The sequence below is a fragment of the Paenarthrobacter sp. NPDC057981 genome, assembly GCF_042886835.1.
Lineage (GTDB): Bacteria > Actinomycetota > Actinomycetes > Actinomycetales > Micrococcaceae > Arthrobacter.
On record NZ_JBHVQI010000006.1, the window covers coordinates 85505 to 109213 of the forward strand.

Genomic DNA, 23709 nt, shown 5'->3' on the forward strand with positions numbered 1-23709 from the left:
GCCCCTAGCCCCGAAGCTCGTACACCGTGGTTCCACCAATGGTCTGCGCCTGGTAGTTCGCGGCCACCCAAGCCGCGATCTCACTGGAAGCGTCCGAACCGCCGTTGCCCTGCATGAGACGGCCTCCGATGAAGTAGTGGATCTTGCCGTCCGCCACGAGCTGCTGGAACTGCGCCAGAGTCGGCGAAGGGTCCGTTCCGTTGAACCCGCCGACAGCCATGACCGGAAGCCCGGTGGCCAGTTGGTAGCCGGCCGCGTTGTTGGAACCCACGACGGCGGCCGCCCAGGTGTAGTTTCCGGCGTCGGCTTTGAGAGCGGTCACCAGCTCGGACGACGGCGTGGTGGCACCAAGCAGACCGCCCATGGCGCCACCTTGCCCGCCACCGTTAAAACCGCCACCACCAAAACCCTGCCCGCCCAGCGTCTGCCCAGTGCCCTGCCGTGTGGCCGGCCCCCGAACACCTTGTGCTGAAGCGTTGCGGCCGAAACCGGGACCGATTCCAGCCGTGGCCGGACCTGCGCTCACGATCGCACCTGTATGCGGCACGGCGGCGGTCGCCACTGAGTAGGCCAGCGGCGCGGCGAGGCCAACGGCGACGGCGAGTCCCGCCGTCGTACGCGTCAACCAGACCAGGCGCCAGCGGCCGGTCAGGACAACGGCGGCGGCCAGCACCACGGCGCCAAGAATCACCACCCACCGCAGCCACGGAAGGAACGTCGGCGCTTGGCCCAGGAGGGCGAAGGCCGTGAACCCCGCAGCCAGCAGTGACGCCCCAAGGAGCAAGGCGACAGGGAGTTGCGGGCGCCGCTGCCACAACAGCACACCGCCCAGGCCAACCAGCCCGGCAATTCCCGGAGCCAGCGCCACTGCGTAGTAGGGGTGGATGATGCCCTGCATGTAGCTGAACACCAGCCCGGTCACCAGCAGCCACGAACCCCACACAATGACGGAGGCCCTGACCACGTCGGTTCGCGGCGCGCGGCGGCCCAGCCACAGGAGGGCACCGCCAAGAATGAGCGCGGTCGGAATGAGCCAGGCGATCTGGCCACCAAACTCCGTGCCGAACATGCGCAGCAAGCCCGGGGTTCCCCACCCGTTGCCGCCACCGCCCACACTGCCGGTCTCGTCGCCGTTGAGTCGGCCCAAGCCGTTGTAGCCAAACGTCAGTTCGAGGATGGAGTTGTTCTGCGACCCGCCGATATAGGGCCGCAGGTTCGCGGGGACAAGTTCGACGGCGGCAATCCACCAACCAGCCGACGCCACCATCGCGCCCCCTGCCGCGAGGAGGTGGAGTACCCGCTTGCTTGGCTTGGGGTGGGCCGAGACAAGGTAGGCGAGCGCGAAGCCCGGAACCACCAGGAGGACCTGCAGCTGCTTGGCCAGGAAGCCAAAACCAAGGAATACCCCGGCAAGGATGAGCCATCGCAGTTTCCGGTCCTGGATGGAGCGGACCACGGCGTAACCCGCTGCGGTCATCAGCAGGACAAGCAAAGCGTCCGGGTTGTTGAAGCGGAACATGAGCGTGGCAACGGGGGTGAGGGCCAGGACCGCGGCGGCCAGGAGGCCGGCGCGGTGTGCCAAGCGAAGGTTGTCCGTGGCGGGGAGCGCTGCCCGGCGGATGGCCAGGTACATGATCCACGCGGTGGCCACCCCCATCAAGGCCTGCGGAACCAGGATGCTCCAGGAGTTCAAGCCGAACAATCGGACGGACAGCCCAGTGATCCAGAGTGCCGCCGGAGGCTTGTCCACGGTGATGGAGTTGGCTGCGTCGGAGGAACCGAAGAACCACGCTGTCCAGTCCTGCGAGCCGGCCTGGGCCGCAGCGGAGTAGAACGCGTTGGCCCAGCCGGAGGCTCCGAGGCCCCAGATGTACAGGACCGCAGTTCCCACAAGGACTGCCGTGAGTTCGAGGCGGTGCCGGACGGGGCCTCGGTTGCTGCGACGTCCTGCCCAGCTTCCTTGTGCCAGGCGGCTTGGTGCCGCGCTCGCCTGGCCTGCTGGTTCGGTCAGCGGTTTGAAGTACGTGGTCATGTCAGCCCACCAGCTTGTAGACGGTGGTGCCGCCGACGGTTTGGGCCTGGTAGTTGGCCGCTACCCAGGCTGCGACCTCGGAGTTGCCGCCGCGGCCGCCCATGCCGCCGCCCATGCCGCCGCCGGAGATGAAGTAGCTGATCTGGCCTTTGTCCACCATGTCCTGGAATTGGGCCAGCGTGGGGTAGGGGTCGCCGCCGTTCCAGCCGCCGAGGGCGATCACGCTGGTGTTCGTGGCGAGTTCCAGATCGGCAGCCTGGGTGGCTCCGGAGACAATGGCAGACCATGTGGTGGTGGTGGACTTCAGCAGGGCCGTCAGCTCGGCGTTCGCGGTGCTCCCGCCTCCGGCACCACCGAATCCTCCAGTGCCACCGAATCCTCCGGCGCCCGGGAAGGCGTTGGCTGTCGGGTCGGGCGTTCCGCTGAGGCCGTTCTCTGCATCGCCGACGTCGCGGTTCCTTCCGTCCATCCCTGCCCGGGCGCCAAAGCCGCCGCTGGCCGCGCCGGAAGGTCCCGACGTCGGGATGGAGCCTGAGTGCGGAGTCGCCGCAGTGGCCACTGTCCACGCCCCGGTTCCCAGCCCTCCGGCGAGCAACGACACCACGACGACGGCGGCAGCAGGCAGCCGCCTCAGGGCGCCTTTCAGCCTGGAGGCACCCAGCTGATCCACACGAAGCAGGAGTGCCGCTGCTGCGAGGACACCAAGGACCACCACGACGATCCGCAGCCACGGCAGCCATGAGGCGTCCCGGCCCAGGAGCACTGCGGACCACAGCGCACTGCCCAGCACCACCACTGCCAGCACGATCCGTGCCATCCACGAGGCCCTGCCGCGCCAGAGTTCGACGCACCCGATCCCGATCAGGGCGGCAATCGCCGGGGCCAGGGCCACTGCGTAGTAGGGGTGGACGATGCCGCTCATGAAACTGAAGATGCCTGCCGTGACGATCAGCCAGCCACCCCACATCAACAGGGCAGCGCGGCTTCGCGAAGTGCGGGCTTCGCGACGGGTGAACCACAGCCCGGCCACCAGCAGGACCAACGCTGCGGGCAGGAGCCAGGAGACTTCACCGCCGAAGCTGGTTCCGAACATCCGGCCGAGGCCGGCGGCACCACCGAAGCCGCCGCCGCCGAAGCCGCCACCCGGCCCACCAGCGAGGCCGCCAGCGGAACCGCCGGGCATGCCACCACCGGCACCGCCTTCACCCGAGCCGGTGATGCGCCCCAGCCCGTTGTAGCCGAAGGTGAGTTCCAGGAAGCTGTTGCCCGTCGAGCCGGCCATATAGGGCCTGGCCGAGGCCGGAGTCAGCTGGAAGATCGCAATGTAGGTACCGGCCACGGCAACGATGCCCGCGCCCGCCGCAAGGAGGTGCAGGATCCGCTTGCGCAGAGTTGTGGGAGCGGCCCAGAGATACGCCAGTGCCAAGCCCGGCACGATCAGGAACCCTTGAAGCATCTTGCTCAGGAAAGCCAGGCCTACCACTGCGCCAGCCGCGGCCAGCCACTTCCAGCCGGCCTTCTCAATGGCACGGGTCGTCAGGTACGCGGCCAGCACGAGGCACAAGGTCAGCATGGCGTCGGGGTTGTTGAAGCGGAACATCAAGGCAGCAACGGGTGTCAGGGCCAGGGCGCCACCGGCGAGGAGCCCTGCCGCGGGACCGGATACGCGCTTGACCGTCAGGTACAGAAGCCCGACGGCGGCGACCCCCATGAGTGCCTCCGGAACCAGCATGCTGGTAGGGGAGAAGCCGAAGATCCTGCCCACCAGGGCCGGAATCCAGAGGGACGCCGGCGGCTTGTCCACCGTGATGGCGTTGCCGGCATCCAGCGAGCCGAAGAAGAGCGCAGTCCAGTCCTTGGTGCCGGCCTGGATAGCTGCTGCGTAGAAGGAGTTGCCGTACCCGGTGGCGGCAAGGTTCCAGAGATAGAGGAACGCGGTCCCCACCAGAAGCCCGATGGCGGACGGACGCACCCACCGGGGTTGCTGCCCGAAAGCGATGCGCTGCAGGCGGGTCGGTGTTTCCGTACTCTTCACGGGTTCGTCAACGGCATGGCTTGGCTGAAGGGCTGTGATCATTTCGCTGCCACCTCTGTGGTCGTGTCGGAGCCCTCGGTGCGAGCGGCTGGTGTCGCGGGGCGGCGGAACACCCACAGGCGGAACAGCAGGAACCGTGCGACGGTCGCGGCGAGGTTCGCGCCAACAACGGTTGCCACCTCAAGCCAGCGGTCCGGCGTCGTGGCTCCGTGCACCAGGGCCAGTGCGCCCGAGGTGAGGGCCAGGCCGATGCTGAAGACAATCAGGCCTTCAAAGTGGTGGCGGGCATGGTTGCCGCCTTGGATGCCGAACGTGAAGCGGCGGTTGGCGGCCGTGTTGGCGACGGCCGTCACGATGAGTGCCAGGAAGTTGGCCAGCTGCGGGTCCATGAATCCACGGCACAGCAGGAAGATCAGCAAGTAGGCGATTGTGGAGGCCGCACCGATGAACGCGAAGCGCACCAATTGCCCGAACAGGCTGGCGCGTGGGGTCGATTCGGAGGTCCGCGATGAAGCAAGCAACGGACCGCGGGCCAGAGCCGCGCGCAGTTCGGGGACGGGGATGCGCCCGGTGACGAGGTCGCGCGTCAGGCGCGCCATTCCGCGAAGGTCGGCGAGGGCGGTGCGTACGACGTCGACACTTGAGTTGGGATCGTCCGTCCAGTCGACGGGGACTTCATGGACGCGGAGACCGCAGCGCTCGGCGAGGACCAGGAGTTCGGTGTCGAAGAACCAGGCGTTGTCCATGGTGTGGGGAAGGATCCTGCGGGCGACGTCTGCCCGGATGGCCTTGAAACCGCATTGGGCGTCAGAGAAACGGGCACCCATGAACGTATGCAGGAGGACGTTGTAGCTGCGGGAGACGAACTCGCGCTTTGGCCCGCGGACTACGCGGGAGTTGCGGGAGAGCCGGGTGCCGATCGCCAGGTCTGAGTGGCCGGAGATCAGTGGAGCCAGCAGGGGCGCCAGGGCGGCAAGATCAGTGGAAAGATCCACATCCATGTAGGCGAGCACCGGGGACGGCGAGGCGAGCCAGACCTGGCGGAGGGCGTTGCCCCGGCCCTTTTCCTCGAAGCGCATGACGACGATTTCAGGGAGCTCGCGGGCCAGACGCTCGGCGATCTTCAGCGTGTTGTCCGTGCTCGCGTTGTCCGCCACCGTGATGCGGAACGTATGCGGAAACGTCTCCACCAGGTGCCCGTGCAGGCGGCGCAGGCATTCCTCGAGGTCGGTCTCTTCGTTGTGTACGGGAATGGTGACGTCCAGGACAGGGACCGTGGTCCGCGTATCCACGGGAGAACGCCGCGGCTGCCGGTGGGGCAAGGCAGGAGCGGCGAAGGTCCCCGCATGGGCGGGGTTCGGCAGCGCACTGGTGGCGGGATCTATGAGCGTCATGCATTCACAGTGGGGCCGCCGATTGTGAGGGCTTTAGGCGGAAGCTGTGATGCGACTGTGTAAGTGTTCAGGGCCTCTTCCACGCGAAAAGCCGCCCCCGGAATGGGAGCGGCTTTTCAGTGAATCTCTTGGCTTAGTACCAGTTGTTGGCCAGGTGGAAGGCCAGGGCAGCTGACGGGGAGCCGTAGCGTTCCTTGATGTAGTTCAGGCCCCACTTGATCTGGGTCTGGTAGTTCGTCTGCCAGTCCGCACCGGCAGAAGCCATCTTGCCGGCCGGGAGCGACTGGACAATACCGTATGCACCGCTGGAAGCGTTGGTGGCAGTGGTCCGCCAGCCTGATTCCTTCTCCCACAGCGTGTTCAGTGCCGTCATCTCGGAGGCGCTCCAGCCGTAGCTGCCCAGAATGCTGGCAGCGTAGGCCTTGGCAGCAGCGGGGTCGTCAACAGCCTTGGGGGCTGCTGCGGCGGCTGCGGCTTCTGCGGCGGCGGCAGCAGCGGCGTCGGCTGCCTGCTTGGCGGCTGCGTCAGCGGCAGCCTTTTCTGCTGCGGCCTGATCGGCAGCGGCCTTCTCAGCTGCTGCCTGCGCAGCGGCGGCCTGGTCGGCCGCTGCCTTGTCCGCAGCGGCCTTGTCGGCTGCGGCCTTGTCAGCTGCTGCTTTGTCTGCGGCGGCCTTGGCGGCAGCAGCCTTTTCGTCAGCGGCCTTCTTGGCGGCGGCGGCTTCCTCAGCGGCCTTGGCGTTGCTGGCCTCGACGGCGGTCCGGGTCTCGGCAACGCGGCTTGCCTCGGGAAGGTTAAGAGCGGCGTTGGCAGCCGTTCCGAGGGACGCAACGCCCAGCGCGGCGGCAATAACGCCGGCCACCACGGGCATGCGGTTGCCGGACTTGCCCTCACGGGCGGCCTTCTTGAGGACGGTCTGCGACTTCTTCAACGGGGAGTCGTTCTGGTCGCGGTGACGCGCGGAAGGGCGCGTCTGATCGTTAAATTCAGACATGTGTGATTACCTCTCAGCGCCTGCGGAGTTAGCTGTCGGGTTCGGATGAGGTCATCCGGCCGCGCGTCATGCTGCGGCTTCACCCCAAGGGCCGGCGAATGCCTGGGCCCGGAGACTCTGGGTCCCCCGTCTCTGCCTCGGAGTAAGAACGGACTCCGGGAAGTGGCAGAGCTCGGCGCATCCCGGATGCGGGCCCTTTTGAGCGACCCACCCTTTCGACGGTACAGGACGATTCCGCAGAAGTCACATTTAGGTAACAGAGATCACGACGCCGGTGAGTCGCCTTGCCGGTTTCGCTATGCGCGGTTGCTGTTGGCGGCCGGTAGCCGGACAGCGAACTCCGTCCGTCCAGGTTTGGACGTCACCTCCACGCTTCCGCCGTGGGCTTCGACGATGGATTCAACGATTGACAGGCCCAGGCCGGACGTCCCTTCCGATCCCGACCTTGCGGCATCGGCGCGGGCGAACCGGGAGAAAATCCTGCCCTGGAAATCTCCGGGAATGCCGGGCCCGTTGTCCGTTACGGTAACCACTGCGCTGCCGTCTGCCGAGAGCATCACCCCGGTGACCACCGTGGTTCCGGGATCCGTATGCTTGCGGGCGTTGGAGAGGAGATTGGCCAATACCTGATGCAGCTGCGTGGCATCTCCGCGCACCGTGATCGGTTCGTCCGGCAAGGTCAGCTGCCAGATGTGGTCCGGGGCCATGACTTTCTCGTCGCTCACGGTCTCGATCACCAACTGTGTCAGGTCCACGTCCGTGACCTTCACCGGTTGGCCTTCGTCCAACCTTGCCAGCAACAGCAGGTCCTCCACCAGCGTCGTCATGCGTTCGGACTGGCTCTGGACCCGGGCCAGGGACTTCCTGCCGTCGTCGGTGAAGTTCTCGGTCATCCGCAGCAGCTCGGTGTAGCCACGGATGGCCGTCAGCGGCGTCCGCAGTTCGTGCGAGGCGTCGGCCACGAACTGCCGCACTTTTGTCTCGCTTTCCTGGCGGGCCTCCAGCGCGCTGGAGACATTGTTCAGCATCTGGTTCAGGGCGTGGCCTACGCTGCCCACTTCAGTTCCGGGATGGGAGGCCGACGGCGGTACACGCACCGCAAGTGCCACCTCGCCGGCGTCGAGAGGCAGTCGTGAAACCTTGGTGGCGACCTCGGAGAGCTGCTCCAGGGGCCGCATGGTGCGACGGATGATCACCGTTCCCACCAGCCCGATCACCACCAGGCCGCCAAGTGACACCAGCACCATGGTCCAGACCAGCGAAGCCTCTGCAGTCTGTTTGTCCGCGAGTGGCAGGCCCGTGACGATCACGTCGCCGTAATTGGTTTTGACGGCCATGAGCCGGTAGTCGCCGTTGGACAGCGAGCGGTCCACGGGACGGTCGCCCGTCGGCAGCGCCAGGAGGACCTGCTCGTCGGCGGCGGACAAAGACACGCGGTTGCCCCCGGCGTCAATCAGCCCGGAGCTGCGCACCGTTGATCCATCGATTCGGGCGCTCAGCGTGCCGGCCGCCTGCCCGCGGGCCTCCAGCGGGTCCGGGCGCCCTGTTGGCGAATTCGGAAAGCTCGACGGCGGCCTGCCGAAGTCGTCAGCGCGGCGCGACGCCTGTTCCAGCTGCCTGTCGAGCTGCTTGTTGAAAACCATGTCCATCGAGGCGTAGCTGACCAGCCCGACTGCACCGCAAATGGCCACCAGCAAAGCCATGGCCACCAGGACCAAACGCGTGCGTAGATGCCATGTGGAGGGATTGAGCCAACTGCGCTGCGGGCTCCTGGCAATCCCCGAGAGTGTGCTCAAGGCCTAGTCCGCAGGTTTGATGACGTAGCCGGCTCCGCGAACCGTGTGAATCATCGGCGGGTGGTTCGCTTCGATCTTCTTGCGTAGATACGAAATATAGAGTTCCACGATGTTGGCCTGGCCGCCGAAGTCGTAGTCCCACACGCGGTCCAGGATTTGGGCCTTGCTGACAACCCGTTTCGGGTTCTCCATGAGATAGCGCAGGAGCTCGAACTGGGTTGCCGTCAGGGTGATGTCCTCCCCGGCGCGGGTCACCTCCCGGGTGTCCACGTTCAGGGTCAGATCGCCCACAACGAGCTCAGCGGTGTCCATCGCAGCGACACCTGAGCGCTGGACCAGCCTGTGCAGGCGAAGCAGCACTTCCTCCATGCTGAAGGGCTTGGTGACGTAGTCGTCGCCTCCGGCCGCCAGACCCACAATGCGGTCCTGCACCGCGTCCTTGGCTGTCAGGAACAGGGCAGGCACTTCCGGGGCGAAGGCCCGTATCCGGTTGAGGACTTCCACGCCGTCAAAACCGGGGAGCATCACATCAAGCACCAGGACGTCGGGGCGGAATTCCTTGGCGACCTTTACGGCTTCGGGCCCGTCAGCGGCCACGCTTACTGACCAGCCGGCCATGCGGAGGCCCATGCTCATGAGCTCGGCAAGGCTCGGCTCGTCGTCAACCACCAAGGCGCGGATAGGCGAGCCGTCCGGGTGCGTGAGCTGGGGAAGGTTGTTTGTCATGGAGTGCGGGGAGGCCATGTGACAACTCTCCATTCTGCTGGTTTGCCGGCGCTGAGCCGCTCCTGTGAGGACCCTGTGAAGTCAACACTAGCGAGGTGGGAGTCCGCACACACAGGAATTTGCAGGTCACAGGAGCAACTGCTCCCCAACACAGCTTCCGCACAGCCACGGCACCGACGCTGGGCGTATTCGGACAACCACAGACAAGAGAGACCACCATGAGCGAGCAGAAATACCCCGAAAACCACCAGTTCCCCCACACCCCGGGGCCTCAGCCACAGCAGGGGCCGACCCCCGCCAACCCGCAGCCGGAAGCCGCATGGCCGCAGCCTTCCGAAACCGCCGCCCCCAACCCCGGATCATCCTGGGCCTGGGGCGAGGCCCAGGCCGGTCAGGCCCAAAGCAGCCAGCCGGGCAGCAACGGGCCGTCGAGAGGGTGGGGCGCGCCGTCTTCGGAAACGTCCGGGTCCGGCTGGGGGGCATCGCCCGTGGCCAACGACAGGACGGGCGCGCAAAACCGGTGGACCCTCAAGAGGACGCTGATAGTGGCCGGTGTTGCCGTGGTGGTCGCGGCAGGCACCGCCGCCGGCTTCTACTCCCTGGGCAATGCAGGCTCTGCGGATGCTGCCAACGTTCCCTTGGGCCAGGCCGGTGGATTGGGTGGGCAGCAGGGCCAGACCGTACCTGGACAGGGACTGGGGCCGGGCGGAACAGGGCAAAATGGAACCGGCCAGGGCGGAACCGGCCAGGGAATGCCCGGTCAGATGGGCGGGATGGCACCCGATGGGTTCGGAGGGGGCTTGAACGCCGCCATCCATTCGGAATACGTCATTCTCCGCGACAACGAGTACGTGTCCATGGCCGATCAGGTGGGAGTTGTCAGCGAGGTCTCTTCGAACTCGTTGACCGTCAAGAGTACCGATGGATTCACGCGAACATACGTCCTCGGCCCGGACACTGCCGTGGCGCAAGGAACGCGGCAGCGTGGCAGCACGTCCAGCAACCTGACCGTGGCCGACATAACGTCCGGTGCCACGGTCCGGGTCTCGGCTTCCAAGAGTGGGGACAGCTACGACGCTACATCTGTGCGGTTGACCACTGGAACGTCGTCAACCGGGCAGGGCTCCACGTCCGGCTCAGGGACGACGTCCTGAGAAGACGGGTGCTTGCCGAGCCCGATTTCGCCGCTTTTAACAGATTTCAGCCAAAAAAATCGAGATCGGCTCAGGCGCCGATTGGACAACACATGTTTCAGATCGTGAGATTCCGCAGGGGAAGGCTTGGTGTTCCTTAAGGTGCGAATCATGCCTCATCGGCCGAAGAAAATTCACTGGAAGGCGAATATTTCTTCCATACTCCGAATCTCGCGGCGTTCAATTCAGGACTCTGCGGAATTGTGATTTGCGGCACAATAGACCTCTACGTCTCAAAATGTGGACGGTTCTGAGCTTTGTTACTTGCGTGTTGCCTTTGTTACGTTGCACACTTCCAATGTGAACAAGAACTCAACAGCACCTGCAGCCGCAGCAACCTGGTCCAGCACACCCGCTGGCCATGATGACCGCTGTTGTCGAATGCAAGCCTAACTTTCCACCCCAAGAAGTTTCAGGCATTCGCCCCCTAGCCCAGCGTTGGGCGCCCCTCCCCAAACTCATTGCGGGGACACTCAGCATTCGAAGCCGCGATGACGGCTATTCACTTTTGAGGTAAGCACTCCATGTCAGTTGCATCCGGATACGTCCACATCTCCGTCCGTAACGCCAACAAGGCCGCATCGAACGCGGGGCTCCGCCCCGGCTTCGGCAACCGCCCCGGCTATTCTCCTGCTTCGCAGGGTGCCGGCCAGCAGGCTCCCGGCTATGTGCCCCAGGGCTACAACCCCAACTCCTACGGCCAGTTGCGTGCAGTACCCACCACCGAGCCGGCACCCATTACCGCCCCCACCCCGGTGATCGCACACTCGGACAGGCTGCGCCCCGTTGCCAACGACAACGTGGCCCGTGGTTTCGTGCTCTACATGGGCATTGACGAAGAGACTGCGGCCGCGGCTGGAACTTCCATTGCAAAGCTCGCCCAGGAAATCCGCGCCTATGCGCAGTCCCTGGTGACCGGTGCCGAGAGCTACGCGGCCGTCGCCGTCGCCCCCGCCGGGGCACCCGGCTCCGCCCTCGACGTCGTACGTTCCACCTTCGGCGACCCCACCGTGGCTTCCCGCCAGCGTGCTGAAGCTCCGCGTCCGGCGCCCCAGCAGGAGGCCCGTCCCTCCGGTGTGCTGATCGATCTTGCCCGCCGCGAGGTACACCTGGATGGCGAGTCGCTGAACTTGACCTTCAAGGAGTTCGAGCTCCTCAACTACCTTGTCGAAAACGGGACGCGCACTGTGGGTCGCGATGAATTGCTTGAGGGCCTGTGGCGCAACGCCGAAGAAGTGCCGAACGAGCGCACCATCGACGTCCACATCCGCCGTCTCCGTTCAAAGCTGGGCCGCCTGGCCAACACCGTGCGTACGGTCCGCGGGCAGGGCTACCGCTTCTACGAGCACCCCGAGGTCATCGTCTGGGCCGCTCCGGAATACTCGATCTGATCTTTTGACTGCCGAAAGGCGGCACATTTCTCTGCGCCTGCGCTCGTTCCTCCCCACCGCCTCCCTCACCTCGCAAGCTCGGTCAGGGAATCCGGGCGGCGTGGGCCCAGCAACAACGGCGCTATCGGGACGTGCCGCCTTTCCGCTTGTCCGGCCAGTGAGCATGTGCCTTCGCGGCTATAGGGTTGTTGCATGAGCGACCACCACATCAAGCGACTCGTGATCATGCGCCATGCCAAGGCGGACTGGCCTGTGGGCGTGCCGGATCACGAGCGTCCCTTGGAGGAGCGTGGTCATCGCGAAGCGCCGCTCGCCGGGAAATGGTTGCTCAAGCACGGCGTAGTTCCCGATTTCATCCTCTGTTCTTCTGCCCTGAGGACCCGGCAGACATGTACCTGGGTGTGCGACGAACTGGGGGAGAAGGCACCCACACCCAAGCTCGAGGACGGGCTGTATTCCGCCTCGGCCAACCGGATGCTGACAGTGATCAACCACGTTCCTGACACCGTGACAACGTTGATGGTGATATCGCACATGCCGGGCGTGCAGGACCTCGCCATGCACCTGGCTTCCCGCGACTCCGACCACGACGCCTACATGGATGCCGCCACCCGGTACCCGACCAGTGCCTTGACAGTCATGGAGACAGAGAAGTCCTGGGCAGAGCTCGATGGGCAGGATGCCCGGCTGACGCACTTCACGGTGCCACGGCACTAGCGCCAGCTAGTGATCCAGTTGCTCCGCGGCTGCCTCCCGCAGCAAGCGGACAACATGCCTGATGTTGGGGCTTGCCGTCATGGTTTTCCGATACACAATGCCAACAGAACGCTGCTGGGTGGGTTTGACCACGGGGATAGCCACGATGCCTGTCGGCAGCGGCGGCCTGCCCAGCCGGGGGACCAGAGCGACCGCCACGCCTTGTTCCACCATGGCGATGTGGGTGGAAAAGTCGGGGTCGTAAACGCGGATGTCAGGCACCCGGCCCAGCCCCGCAAAGATCTGCAGGAGGGCCTCGTTGCAGATGGCCCCCGCCGGGGTGCTGATCCAGGTCTCGTCCAGCAGGTCTTCACGCTCGACGGCGGTCCGCCCCGCGAGTGCGTGTGTGCTGTTGACCAGGACATCGGCCTGGTCGATGCAGAGGTCTTCGTGCACCAGGTTCTCCGGGATCACCAGCGGGACCGAATTCCAGTTGTGGACCACCGCAAGTTCCGCTTCGCCTGAGGCGACCCGCTGCACGGCTTCGCGCGGGTCCTCGGCCAGGACGGTGATGTCCAAGGCGGAGTGGCTGGCGGCCATGCGCCCGAGGACCGGTCCTACCAGTCCGCGGCATGCCGTGGAGAAAGCCACCAGCCGCAACAGCCCGGATGGCTTGGCCGGATCGGCCAGCAACGTCGCCTGGAGTTCCTCGAGTTCGCCCATGATCCGTCGGCCGTAACCTGCCAGCGCCAGGCCCCGTTCCGTCAGCAGGACGCCCCGGCCGTTTCGCTCCAGGACGGCAACGCCTGTTTGCTTTTCGAGTTTCTTGATCTGCTGCGACACCGCGGAGGGGCTGTAGCCCATGACATCAGAGGCCGCTACTACCGAGCCGTGTTGCTCCACGGCGACCAGGGCCCGCAGAGCCGAAATATCGATCATGAAGCAAATCTACGTGGTTTCATGCTGAATTCAATGCTGGTGCTTCATCCAAAAGAGCGTCAGAGTGTAGTGGTGAACCTTCGCCACTCTTTCCTCGCTGTTCTTGTAGCCGTCCTGTGGGGCGTCAATTTCGTCGCCATCGACCTCGGGCTACACTCCAACGGCCGTGATGTCCCACCTTTGCTTTTCGTGGCCATGCGCTTCCTGCTCGTCGTTTTTCCGTTCATCTTCTTCATCCGCAAACCTGACGTCGGCTGGAAGGCGATTGCCGGCGTCGGGCTCTTTATGAGCGCGGGGCAGTTTGGCCTGCTTTACCTGGGCATGGCACTCGGAATGCCAGCCGGTTTGGCCTCGCTGGTGCTGCAGGCGCAGGTCCTGTTCACCATCCTGCTTGCGGCGCGGTTCCTGGGGGAGAAGCCCAGCAGACGCCAGTTGCTTGGCGTGGTGCTGGGCATCGTGGGACTGGGGGTGGTGGCGGTCGGACGAAGTGCCGTGGCTCCGGTTCTTCCGCTGATGATCGTGCTGGCTGCAGCCCTGTCCTGGGCAGTGGGAAACGTGGTGGCCCGGCATTCGAAAGCAGCCTCCGGACTGGGCCTGGTGGTGTGGTCCGGTGCCGTGGTGCCGGTTCCGCTGGCCGCGTTGTCCTTGGTGGTGGATGGTCCGGGGGTCGTGTGGGCAACGCTCACCGACCTGCAGCCCGCTACCGTCCTCAGCGCCGTGTACACCGCACTGTTCGCGTCCTTGGTGGGGTACGGCATCTGGAACCGGCTGTTGTCACTGTACCCGAGTTCCGACGTCGTGCCCTTCACGCTCCTGGTCCCGGTGGTGGGCATGACGGCCGCATGGCTGGTTCTGAACGAAATTCCGACGCCCGCCGAAATCACGGGAGGCGTGATCCTGCTTCTGGGTGTGGCGACGGCGGTGCTGGGCGCCTCCCGGAAGCGCCCCGGCGCACCCGTTGTGAGGCCCGCTCTGCGCGTGTAAGCCGTCCGTAAGGCCGCAGAGCGGGCCTCGCAACGCGGGGGAGTCAGCGTTTGGGGGATGGCTTGCGTTGGGATGAAGCGCTCGACGCCGGTCGCTTGGCTGGGGTGGCGGGCGTACGGGGCGTGGGACGCTTGACAGCCGGGGTCACCTGAGGCGTAGGACGCTTGGCAGCCGGGGTGGCCGGGCGCTTGGCACCCGGGGTCGGGGCGGCCGGTCGCTTGACGGGACGTTGGGCCTGGGCCGGACGTTGCTGTGCTGCGGGGCGTCGTTGGCCGCCCGGGCGTTGGGCAGGGTTTCGCTGGCCAGGTGCCCGTTTGGCAGCAGGTGCCGCCCGTTTGACCGGAGCAGCTGCCCGCAATCCGAACGAGGGCACCACCGCTCCAAGGAACATCACGCCGAGGGTGCACACCCCCGCAGCGGCCGCCAGGTAGAAGTAGATGTCCGAATCTTTTGTGCTCACTGCGCTGCCGGCGCTCACCGAACCGCCAAGGGCGTTGGCGTCCTGGGTGAACGCGATGCCCCACATCCGCAGGAAGGCGATGCTGCAACCAATGAACAGGCTCGTGCCGACGGCGCCGAGCAAGATTACGAAGTAGCGTCGCCGGTTGAAGAGCTGCACGAGGGACGCGAGGTAGCAGAGCAGCACGCTGCCGAGGAACAAGTACAGCACCAGTTCTTCGAGCACCACCGCTGCAAGAACCAACAGCGCCAGTGCTACAAAGGCGGACACCACCGCAAGCTTCCCGCTGTTCCCCATGTGACGCATGAGGTTAATCATCGCCGACCAAGTGGCTGCGCCACGCCGTCGTACATTGCAGTTGGATACCGTTGTGCGGCCCGGTCTGCGTCCAATGGCCATGCCATGGGACGCAGAGCAGGCCTCGCAACGTGGGGGAGGCGTTACTTGATGACGTACCCGTGCATGATGGTCATCACCGCAGCCACGCTTTGCTCGCGGGTTCGTTCCGGGTTGTAGGTCTGCCGGTCCAGGCCCACAACGAAGATGGCCCCAAAGATGGCCGCTTCAAGGCTGCCCCGGGCAATGGACGTATCCACCGTGTAGCCGGCCGCGACGCGTTCCACGGCGGAACCGATTACCGCCAGGAGTTCGGCCCGGAGTTCGGCAAAGACAGCGCTCCATTCGCCGGGGGTCCGCCAGTTTTCGCTGACCCAGAGCCGGGCGAAGGAGGGGTAGTCGTCCATGAACTCCATGGCCTGGCCCACCATGTTCTGCATGGATTCCAGGGGGTCGCTGCTTTGCCCCTGGACGTCCTGGAGCCTGACCAGCATGATGTCCACGCCGTGCCGCAGAAGCTGGGCGATCAGGTCCGACTTGCTGCCAAAGTTGTAGTACACCGTCCCCTTGGACACCCCGGCCGCGGCCGCGATTTCGTCCACGGTCACTCCCGCCGCACCACGTTCGCCGATCAGTTCCATGGACGCTTCGAACAAGCGCTGTTTGGTGGCGTTGGTGCGGCCCGGACGGAGCTTCTTCCCGGCAGTTCCCGCAGGGGCCGGCTCGGTGGTGCTCATACTGCGATCTCCGGCTTCAGGGTCTTAAGGGTCCACATTTTGTGCTTGCGGACTGCCAGTGTGGACAGTGCCGCTCCCAGCAAAGTGTATCCAAGCAGGCCCAGCACGGTAGGCCAGATCATGCTGAGTTCACCGCCATAGATCAGGTGCCGCATGCCGGTGACGACGTAGCCCATGGGCAGGACCTCGTGCACCACATGCAGCGGCATGGGGGTGGTCTGCCACGGGAAGGTGCCGCCGGAGGACACAAGCTGCAAGACCAGCAGGATGAGGACCACGAACTTGCCCGGCGTACCCAGCAGCGCCACGATGCCCTGGATGATCGCGCTGAACGCCATCACCGCGGCCAGCATGAACAGCCACATCCCGATCGGGTGGGCCGGATTCAGGCCCAGACCGAGATCTACCACAACGGTCAGGATGGTGGCCTGCAACACCGAGACTACGAAGAACGGCAGCCAGCCTCCGACGGCGATTTTCCAGGCGGGGGCGTTCGAGGCCAGGGCCCGCTGGGTGATAGGTCGCATCGCCTGGACAAGCATGAACACACCGATCCAGAGGGCCAGCGTCAGGAAGAAGGGGGCCAGACCCGCGCCGTAAGAACCCGCCTTCGCTTGGGAGACGTTGTTCACTGCAACGGGATCGGCGATGACCTTGGAGACGTTGCTCTTTTGTTCATCGTTCGGGTTCGGGATATCTCCCGCGCCCTTGGCGAGCTCCGTGGCGAGCGTGTGTGAACCGTCGGCCGCGGTCACTGCGCCGCTGGCCAGTTGACCGGCGCCGTCGTCCAGTTGGTGGGCGCCGTCGTCGAGCTTTACAGCGCCATCCAAAGCGGTCTGCTGACCGGCGGCCAAGGTGGCCGCCCCGGAATTCAGCTGCCCTGCTCCGGCTGCCGCCTGGGAGATGGCATCGGTCAAAGCCGGTGTTGCGCCCGCGAGCTTTTGGGCGCCAGCGCTGACTGCGGCAGAACCATCCGAGAGCTGTTGGATCTTCGCGGCATCACCGGAGATTGTCGCCTTGGCGTCCGTCACCGGGCTGGAAGCGGCGGCGGCATCGAAGTCGGCGAGGACCTTGTCGGCCTGCTCCTGGGTCAGCACGCCGGCAGCGACAAGCCGCGCGTTGGACTCGACCACCCGGTTGCGAAGGCCCTTGTCCGCCGCGTCCAATTGCCCGACGACTTCTTGGACCTTTGCGTTCAACTCGGCGTTTCCAGCGGCTACCTGGGCGGCGCCATCGGCGAGCCTCTGCGAATCCGCGGGGAGGGTGGCCGTTTTGTTCTTCAGCTCCGTGAGTCCGGAGCTCAGCTGACCGGCACCGGCGTTCAGTTGCACAGCGCCGTCGCGCAACTGGGTTTGGCCGGCCACAAGCTGGTCCGCGCCGGTAACCAGTTGCCCCGTGCCGGTGTGGAGGGTGGCGGCGCCGTCGCTGAGCTTTCCCACTCCGGTGGCCAGCTCGGAGGCGCCGTCCGCGGCCTTCACGATGGAGGCGTGGATGGTGCCAAAACCGGTCAGGAGCTGGTTGGCGGTTTCTTCGCCGACCTCCTTGGCCACCGTGGAGTGCACTGCCGTGGTGAGCTTGTCCACGATGGTGCTCAGGAGGTAGTTATTGGCGTCGTTCGTGGTGACGTGCAGCATGGCCTGGTTTGCGGCGTCGAAGCTGCCCGGGGAGACGAGGTTGGCCGAGAAGTCCTTGGGTATGCGCAGGGCGAACGCATACTCGCCGGTCTTTACCCCTGCGTCTGCCTCTTCAGCGTTGGAGACTTGCTTCCAGTTGAAAACGTGACCCTCCACCAGGCTGTCGGCAACTTTCTTGCCGGCCTGCAATTGCGTGCCGTCCTTCGCGGTAGCGCCGGTATCTTCGACCACCAATGCCGCGTCGATCTGGTTCAGGTTTCCGTACGGATCCCAGTTGGCGTACAGGTACACGGCGCCGTACAGCAGAGGCACCATGGTCAGGGCGAGGATGGTCAGCTTGGGCAGGAGCCCGCCGGTCATGCGCTTGAGTTCGGAGCGGGCAAGCCGCAGAACAGTCACTTTGCAGTCCTTTGGAGGGTTTCGGTTTCAGGTTCTTCTTCGGCCAGGTCCGGCGCGGCTTCGGCGGCGTGTTTGGCTTTGGGCTCGACGACGACGGCTGGCTGAGTGGGTGCGGGCGCAGGCTTTGGTTCCGGTTCAGGGGGATGCCGGACCGAGTTGCCGATCACCGCTGCCGGGCCGGTCCAGTTCTCCGGGAGGGCACCCACGACGGCGACGACGGCAAGCGGCCGCCCGGCGTCGGAGGCCAAAGCCTGGAGCCTCGGCAGCCAGGTCCCGGGATCGGCGCTGTGGCGGTCGGGGGAGTCCACGATCAACAGGTCCGTGGCAGGGTCTGCCAGGGCCAGTGCCGTCAGGAGTTCCAGGCGCCGGGAGGCGGGGAGCTGCTCGATCCAGAGTCCGGCGATGTCTTCGAAGCTGTTCACTTTGAGCCACGGCTTGCTCAGCAGCGCGCCACGGTAGCGGCGGGGGATCAGGGAAAGGTCTTCGGTGACGAGGTCGCGGACGCTGAGGTGCTGCTCGGGTTCGTTGACGCCGGGGGAGTCCACCAAAGCGCTCGCGAGCCGGATCTTCTTGGTCTTGGTGACGTTATCCCAGCTGAGCACACCGTTGCCGGGCTTCATGCGGCCGCTCAACGCCAAGGCGAGGGCGGTGCGCTGGTCCTGGCCTTCTCCGGCGACCAGCAGGAGTTCGCCTCGGTGAACTTGGAGCGACGTGGCCGGGAGGAGGTCGTCCCGGCGGCCGTTGATCTGGAGTTGCTGTACGGACAGCACAATGAAGCCTTTCGCAGAACTGTTGTCTGCGATAAGTCTAACTAAACTGACTGGTCAGTTCAAATAGAACTCAAAGGCCGTACTTCTCCATCAGTCGGAGCCACACTTCGCTGATGGTCGGATACGACGGCACGGCATGCCAGAGCCTGTCCAAGGGAACCTCGCCAACGATCGCAATGGTTGCCGAATGGAGGAGTTCAGAAACGCCGGGGCCTGCAAAAGTGGCTCCGATGATCACCCTCTTGTCCTCATCCACCACGATCTGGGCCCACCCCTTATAGTCCGGGGAGTGCAGCTGGGAGCCACTGACATTGATGGGAAGTTCAACCCCGGCCACGTTCTTTCCCTGCAGGAGTGCCTCCTCGAGGCCCTGTCCCACCGAGGCCACCTCGGGGTCCGTGAAGACAACGCTGGGGACGGCGTGGTCGTTGGCTGTGTGTGCCCACGGACTCCACGGCCGCGGGCTGCCCTTGAGCTCACCCTTGGCGCGGGCGACGATGGCGTCACCCGTGGCCCGGGCCTCGTATTTGCCCTGATGCGTCAGGAGAACCTTCCCTGCGGCATCGCCGGCAGCGTACAGCCAGGAACCGCTGGTGCCATCACTGGCCGGTCCTTCGACGAGGCCGCTGGCATCGGTCGTGAGTCGCGGAGCTTTGCCGTCCTCGCCGTCAATGCCGACGCTCTCCAGGCCGAGATTGGCCAGGGCGGGACGCCTGCCCGACGCGACCAGGAGTTGGTCGGCGTCGAGTGTCTTGCCGTCGAGCGTGACGGTGATGGCGCCGTCGTCGTTCTTCTCAACCCTGGTGACGTCGGTGTGGAGGTGGACCGTCACTCCATCGGCGCGGAGCCCGGCCAGAACCAGGTTCGCCGCTTCCTCGGCGTAGCTGCTCAGGAGTCGTCCGCGGGCAACAAGCGTGACATCGGAGCCGAGCCGGGCGAACGCCTGGGCCAGTTCCACGCCGGCCACGCCGCCGCCGAGCACCACGAACCGCTTGGGGATCTCCTGGGCCGCGGTCGCTCCGCGGGTGGTCCAGTAGGGTACGCCCTTGAGCCCCTCGATGTCCGGAATGGTGGGCGTTGAACCCGTTGCCACGACGACCGCATGGTTGGCCTTGAGGGCGTAGCTGTTGCCGTCGAGCGCATCCACGTGGACCTCGCGGGGACCCGTGATCCTGCCCCGTCCACGAATCAGGTCGATGCCGGCGCTGTCCAGCCATTCGACCTGGCTGCCGTCCTGCCAGTTGTTGGTGAACCAGTCCCGGTGCTTCAGGGCTGCCGGTGCGTTCAAGGTTCCGGTGATGGCTTCCGTGGCACCGGGGATTCCTTGGGCTGCGTGCAGGACGCTGCCGGGGCGAAGGAGCGCCTTGGAGGGAATGCAGGCCCAGTAGGAGCACTCGCCGCCCACCAGTTCGCTTTCGATGATCACCGCCGACAGGCCGCCACGAACCACCCGGTCGGCCACGTTTTCCCCAACGGCGCCTGCGCCGATCACTATTACGTCGTACTCGCGGGAGCTTTCGGCAGTCATGGGGAAAGCCTACGCCGGACCCTTCCCCTTGTGAGGCCCGTTCTGCGTGCTTGGAGTGTGTTTTGGGGCGCAGAGCAGGCCTCACAAGTGCGGCGCTTGTCCAAATAATGGGATAGGCGTCTTGCGATGTGGAACGCGTGACTAGGCTGCACTGTATGGGTGATGAGCTGAAGCCTTTTGTCGACTGGAACTGGTGTGCGGCCAGGGCCGGAACCTTCGTTCTTGCAGATTGCCGCTGGTATCTCGATGGCGCTTCCGGGCTGGACGCGTACCAACGTGGACACCTTCCCGGTGCGGTCTTCATGGACTTGGACCGCTGGCTTTCGGGCCCGGCGTCCCCGGAAGCCGGGCGCAACCCGTTGCCCGATCCCGAGGTGTTCGCCGAAGGGATGCGGGAAGCCGGCATCAATGACTCTGACACCGTGGTTGCTTACGACGACGCCGGCGGAGTCATTGCGGCCAGGCTCGTGTGGATGCTCCGGTCTACAGGGCACAACGCGGCGATTTTGAACGGGGGAATGGGTGCCTACTCGGGGGAGCCCTCGACGGACACCCCTTCGCCGGGCAGGGGCAGTTTCACAGCCGGGGCATGGCCCTCGCGGTTCATTGCGGACATTTCGGAGGCAGCTTCAGGCGCCGCGGTTGATGCCAGGAACCGTTACCGCTTCGAGGGCCGGCAAGACCCCATCGATCCGCGACCCGGGCACATCCCTGGCGCCGTGAACGTCCCTTGCCGGGAGAACCTCGATGCCGCCGGATACCTTCTGCCGGAACCGAAGATTCGGCAAAACTTCGAACGGGCAGGCGTTGTCTCTGCACCGGGGACCATCACCTACTGCGGCTCAGGAGTTACCGCGTGCCACAACCTGCTGATGATGGAACACCTCGGAATGGGGCACGGCAAGCTGTTCGTCGGAGGGTGGTCCCAGTACGGACATGCGATGGACAGGCCAGTGGAGATTCTGCTGGATCATTCGGTGCTGCACCTTGAGTAACCCGCGCCAGGTAGGGAAGACGCAGGATGGGTCTACGAATGATCCAGCAGAAAATGTAACTAGGCGTGCATCGCGCCCTTGAACCAGCCCGTAATGCTGGCCGGATGGGTGATCGCCGTGCCCACAACCACGGCGAAGGCACCAGCGTCGAGGGCCTGACGCGCCTGGGCCGGGGTGTGGATGCGGCCCTCTGCGATGAGCGGTTTGCCCAGGTCCCCTGAAGCGATCTCCGCCAGCAACTCCAGGTCCGGACCGTCCGTCTTCGGGCGCTCGCCGGTGTACCCCGCCAGCGTCGTGCCGATGAGGTCTGCGCCGGCTTCAACAGCAGCAACGGCGTCATCGAAAGAACCGCAGTCCGCCATGACCAGTGCATGCGATTCCGCGTGGATTCCGGCCACCGTCTCGGCCAAGGAAAGACCGTCCGGACGTGAACGCCGCGTTCCATCAATAGCCACCACATGCGCCCCGGCATTGGCCACGGCCAGTGCGTGACGGAGCGTGGGCGTGATGAAGACGCCGTCGTGCCCGTCTTTCCAGAGTCCAATCACAGGAACTTCGACGGCGGCACGCGTGAACTGCACGTCGGCAAGCCCTTGAACGCGGACCGCCGCAGCACCACCGATCACCGCCGACGCTGCCACCTGCCCCGTGGTCCGGGGATCCCGCATGGGCTCGCCCGGATACGCCTGGCAAGAGACGATCAGCTGGGAACGCAGGGCTTCGAGGCTTTCGGACGTGAGGATCACAGGACAATTCCTTTAGGGAGAACGAGTTTCGCGGCACCAACAATGGCGGCGCTGTTACCCAGGGCCGCGCGGACAACAGGAACGGCGGCCAAGGGAGCCAGCAGCTCCTGCCGTAGTGCGGCTTCCATGGGCTTCCACCACAGCTCGCCGGAATCAGCGAGGCCACCGGAAATGACCACGGTTTCGGGATCGAGGATGTTGATCAGCCCACCCACCGCTTGCCCTGCGGCTACCGCACCGAGTTCGACGGCGGTACGCGCCGCGGCCGCGACAGCACCGCCGTCGGGGGTTCCCTTGGCGAGCTCGAACACGCCACGCGTGTCCGCCGCTTCAGCATGAGAGCCACCAAAGCGCAGGAAGGACTCATGGATGGCGGGTCCGGAGGCAATGGCCTCGACATGCCCGGCAGAACCGCACACACACGGCACGGCGCGGCCCTCAAAAGCGGCAAAGGGCGAAGCGAAGTGCCCTACATGCCCGCCAACAAAGTGGTGGCCAAGAACGGGGGTGCCGTCCAGGACGAAGCTGCCGCCAACCCCCGTTCCGAAAGCGACCATGAGCGAACTCGAGGTACCGGCAGCAGCACCGAGCCAGGCTTCGCCGAGGGCGTGGGCATGGACATCGTTGACGGTGCGGACCTTCAGCCCGAGCCGCGAGGACAATCCACCGGCAAGCGCAGTCCCGGCCCAATCACGAATCGCATCTGTTGCTGAAACAACGGTGCCGGAAGAAGCATCAATGACCCCAGCAGAGCCGACGCCGACGCCGGACACGGTCAGTCCGGCGTCGGCGGCGCGCCCCACCAAGCCCGCAACCAGTGCGGCGGTGGCATCAAGGATCGCTTCGCCACCGGCACGGTTCAGTGTGGGAACGGTGTCTGCGAACAGCACCTCCCCGGAGGAGGAGACAACCCCGGCGGCGGTCTTGGTGCCGCCGAGGTCAACGCCGATCACGTGCGTCGCTTGGGCCAGGAGAGCGGTCACGGAAGGTCAGACCAGCCCGTTGCGTTCCAGGATTTCGCGGATCGCGGCTGTCTCGGACTCGTTCAGGGACAGCATCGGCGAGCTCATGGTGTTGGACTCGATGATGCCCATGACCTGGAGGGCGGTCTTGAAGGCACCCAAGCCTGCGGCACCGCCCGACACCCGGCCACCAGGGGTGTAAACGATCTCGAAGACGTCGGCCAAGCGGTCCTGCTCGCGGGCAGCACCGGCCCAGTCGCCGGCCTGTGCGGCGTCGAACAGGCGGCGGTAGCCGGCGGGATCAACGTTGCCGAGGCCCGGAACAACACCCTGCGCGCCACCCAGGAGGGCGCCGTCAACCACGACTTCGTGACCGGTGAAGATGTCGAAGTTCGGGATGTCCTTTGCCGCCAGGAGGAGCTGCCGGAAGGAAACGTCGTCGCCCGAGGAGTCCTTCACACCGGCAATGACGCCATCGCGGCCCAGCCGGACAAGGAGGTCGGTGGGCAGCTTGAAGTGGGTCCGGACGGGAACGTCGTAGGCAAAAATCGGTTTGTCGATGGCCTCGTGGATGCTGCGGAAGTGTGTCTCTGTTTCCGCGGCGTTGCCAATGGCGTAATACATCGACGTCACCACGATCGCGTCGGCGCCGAGGTCCACCACCTTGCGGGCTTCCTCGATGACACGGTTGGTGGTCTGCTCGTTGGCGCCCACGATCAGGGGCACTGCCCCGGCGTTGGCGTCCGCGATGGTGGTCACTACCAGCTCGCGCTCTTCGTTGCTGAGGTAGGGGACTTCGCCGGAGGAGCCCAGGACGAAAAGCCCGGACACACCGCCGTCGATCAGGTGTTTGGTGACGTTCTTCAACGACTGGACGTCGATGCTGCCGTCTGCGTGGCGGGGCGTAATGACCGGGGGAATGACGCCCTGGAACTGAGTGGACACAGAAATCTCCGTTGTTTGTA

General features: G+C 65.3%; 20 protein-coding genes and 1 riboswitch. Of the genes, 5 read left to right on the top strand and 15 right to left on the bottom strand.

Annotated features, from left to right (window positions below; translation table 11 throughout):
• Positions 1-4: 4 nt before the first annotated feature.
• The 6 genes from ACFVSI_RS08535 to ACFVSI_RS08560 form a co-directional block, all read right to left on the bottom strand.
• Positions 5-2032, bottom strand: coding sequence for an ArnT family glycosyltransferase (locus ACFVSI_RS08535; protein WP_387821925.1), 2028 nt, complete (start codon positions 2030-2032; stop codon positions 5-7).
• 1 nt (position 2033) lies between these two features.
• Complete coding sequence (locus ACFVSI_RS08540; protein ID WP_387821927.1) at positions 2034-4109, bottom strand: glycosyltransferase family 39 protein; 2076 nt, start codon at positions 4107-4109, stop codon at positions 2034-2036.
• Complete coding sequence (locus ACFVSI_RS08545; protein WP_387821930.1) at positions 4106-5461, bottom strand: glycosyltransferase; 1356 nt, start codon at positions 5459-5461, stop codon at positions 4106-4108. Before ACFVSI_RS08545 ends, ACFVSI_RS08540 begins: the two co-directional genes overlap by 4 nt.
• A 133-nt stretch (positions 5462-5594) precedes the next feature.
• Positions 5595-6452 carry a hypothetical protein gene (locus tag ACFVSI_RS08550; RefSeq protein WP_387821932.1) on the bottom strand — a complete coding sequence of 286 codons (858 nt, stop codon included), beginning with the start codon at positions 6450-6452 and terminating at the stop codon, positions 5595-5597.
• A gap of 3 nt (positions 6453-6455) precedes the next feature.
• Positions 6456-6640: riboswitch (cyclic di-AMP (ydaO/yuaA leader) on the bottom strand.
• 108 nt (positions 6641-6748) lie between these two features.
• Positions 6749-8248 (bottom strand): ATP-binding protein, encoded by a 1500-nt coding sequence (locus ACFVSI_RS08555; RefSeq protein WP_387821935.1) that lies wholly within the window; start codon positions 8246-8248, stop codon positions 6749-6751.
• A gap of 3 nt (positions 8249-8251) precedes the next feature.
• Positions 8252-8992 carry a response regulator transcription factor gene (locus tag ACFVSI_RS08560; protein ID WP_387821937.1) on the bottom strand — a complete coding sequence of 247 codons (741 nt, stop codon included), beginning with the start codon at positions 8990-8992 and terminating at the stop codon, positions 8252-8254.
• Positions 8993-9192: 200 nt separating this feature from the next.
• Here ACFVSI_RS08560 and ACFVSI_RS08565 point away from each other — a divergent pair, with 200 nt between their 5' ends.
• From ACFVSI_RS08565 to ACFVSI_RS08575, 3 genes are all read left to right on the top strand, one after another.
• Positions 9193-10128: a hypothetical protein gene (locus ACFVSI_RS08565; RefSeq protein WP_387821939.1), complete on the top strand. Its 936-nt coding sequence runs from the start codon at positions 9193-9195 to the stop codon at positions 10126-10128.
• Between the two features lie 563 nt (positions 10129-10691).
• A complete protein-coding gene (locus ACFVSI_RS08570) occupies positions 10692-11558 on the top strand; it encodes a winged helix-turn-helix domain-containing protein (RefSeq protein ID WP_144661557.1) in 867 nt (288 codons plus the stop codon).
• 192 nt (positions 11559-11750) lie between these two features.
• On the top strand, positions 11751-12275 hold the full coding sequence (locus tag ACFVSI_RS08575) for a histidine phosphatase family protein (protein WP_144661558.1): 525 nt from the start codon (positions 11751-11753) through the stop codon (positions 12273-12275).
• A gap of 6 nt (positions 12276-12281) precedes the next feature.
• On the opposite strand, the gene ACFVSI_RS08580 is transcribed toward ACFVSI_RS08575, so the two are convergent.
• Entirely contained in the window at positions 12282-13193 is a 912-nt protein-coding gene (locus ACFVSI_RS08580) for a LysR family transcriptional regulator (RefSeq protein ID WP_387821942.1), read from the bottom strand.
• A gap of 72 nt (positions 13194-13265) precedes the next feature.
• On the opposite strand from ACFVSI_RS08580, the gene ACFVSI_RS08585 reads away from it, so the two are divergent.
• Complete coding sequence (locus tag ACFVSI_RS08585; RefSeq protein WP_387821944.1) at positions 13266-14177, top strand: EamA family transporter; 912 nt, start codon at positions 13266-13268, stop codon at positions 14175-14177.
• Positions 14178-14220: 43 nt separating this feature from the next.
• Here the strand turns inward: ACFVSI_RS08585 and ACFVSI_RS08590 are convergent, their stop codons facing one another.
• The 5 genes from ACFVSI_RS08590 to ACFVSI_RS08610 form a co-directional block, all read right to left on the bottom strand.
• Complete coding sequence (locus ACFVSI_RS08590) at positions 14221-14934, bottom strand: hypothetical protein (RefSeq protein ID WP_387821947.1); 714 nt, start codon at positions 14932-14934, stop codon at positions 14221-14223.
• Between the two features lie 143 nt (positions 14935-15077).
• On the bottom strand, positions 15078-15710 hold the full coding sequence (locus ACFVSI_RS08595; RefSeq protein ID WP_387821949.1) for a TetR/AcrR family transcriptional regulator: 633 nt from the start codon (positions 15708-15710) through the stop codon (positions 15078-15080).
• Positions 15707-17743: a YhgE/Pip family protein gene (locus ACFVSI_RS08600; protein WP_387821953.1), complete on the bottom strand. Its 2037-nt coding sequence runs from the start codon at positions 17741-17743 to the stop codon at positions 15707-15709. The genes ACFVSI_RS08595 and ACFVSI_RS08600 overlap by 4 nt, the downstream gene beginning before the upstream one ends.
• Complete coding sequence (locus ACFVSI_RS08605) at positions 17740-18513, bottom strand: ABC transporter ATP-binding protein (RefSeq protein WP_387821955.1); 774 nt, start codon at positions 18511-18513, stop codon at positions 17740-17742. The genes ACFVSI_RS08600 and ACFVSI_RS08605 overlap by 4 nt, the downstream gene beginning before the upstream one ends.
• A gap of 70 nt (positions 18514-18583) precedes the next feature.
• Positions 18584-20041, bottom strand: coding sequence for a dihydrolipoyl dehydrogenase family protein (locus ACFVSI_RS08610; RefSeq protein WP_387821958.1), 1458 nt, complete (start codon positions 20039-20041; stop codon positions 18584-18586).
• A 155-nt stretch (positions 20042-20196) separates the two neighbouring features.
• On the opposite strand from ACFVSI_RS08610, the gene ACFVSI_RS08615 reads away from it, so the two are divergent.
• A complete protein-coding gene (locus tag ACFVSI_RS08615; RefSeq protein WP_387821960.1) occupies positions 20197-21036 on the top strand; it encodes a sulfurtransferase in 840 nt (279 codons plus the stop codon).
• A 59-nt stretch (positions 21037-21095) separates the two neighbouring features.
• Here ACFVSI_RS08615 and ACFVSI_RS08620 read toward each other — a convergent pair whose 3' ends face one another.
• From ACFVSI_RS08620 to ACFVSI_RS08630, 3 genes are read right to left on the bottom strand one after another with little or no spacing between them, the layout of a single operon-like run.
• Positions 21096-21782 carry an N-acetylmannosamine-6-phosphate 2-epimerase gene (locus ACFVSI_RS08620; protein WP_387821963.1) on the bottom strand — a complete coding sequence of 229 codons (687 nt, stop codon included), beginning with the start codon at positions 21780-21782 and terminating at the stop codon, positions 21096-21098.
• Positions 21779-22765, bottom strand: coding sequence for an ROK family protein (locus ACFVSI_RS08625; RefSeq protein WP_387821965.1), 987 nt, complete (start codon positions 22763-22765; stop codon positions 21779-21781). The genes ACFVSI_RS08620 and ACFVSI_RS08625 overlap by 4 nt, the downstream gene beginning before the upstream one ends.
• Positions 22766-22771: 6 nt before the next feature.
• The gene (locus tag ACFVSI_RS08630; protein WP_387821968.1) at positions 22772-23689 is read right to left on the bottom strand and encodes a dihydrodipicolinate synthase family protein; all 918 of its coding nucleotides are present in this window, start codon (positions 23687-23689) and stop codon (positions 22772-22774) included.
• Between the last annotated feature and the right edge of the window lie 20 nt (positions 23690-23709).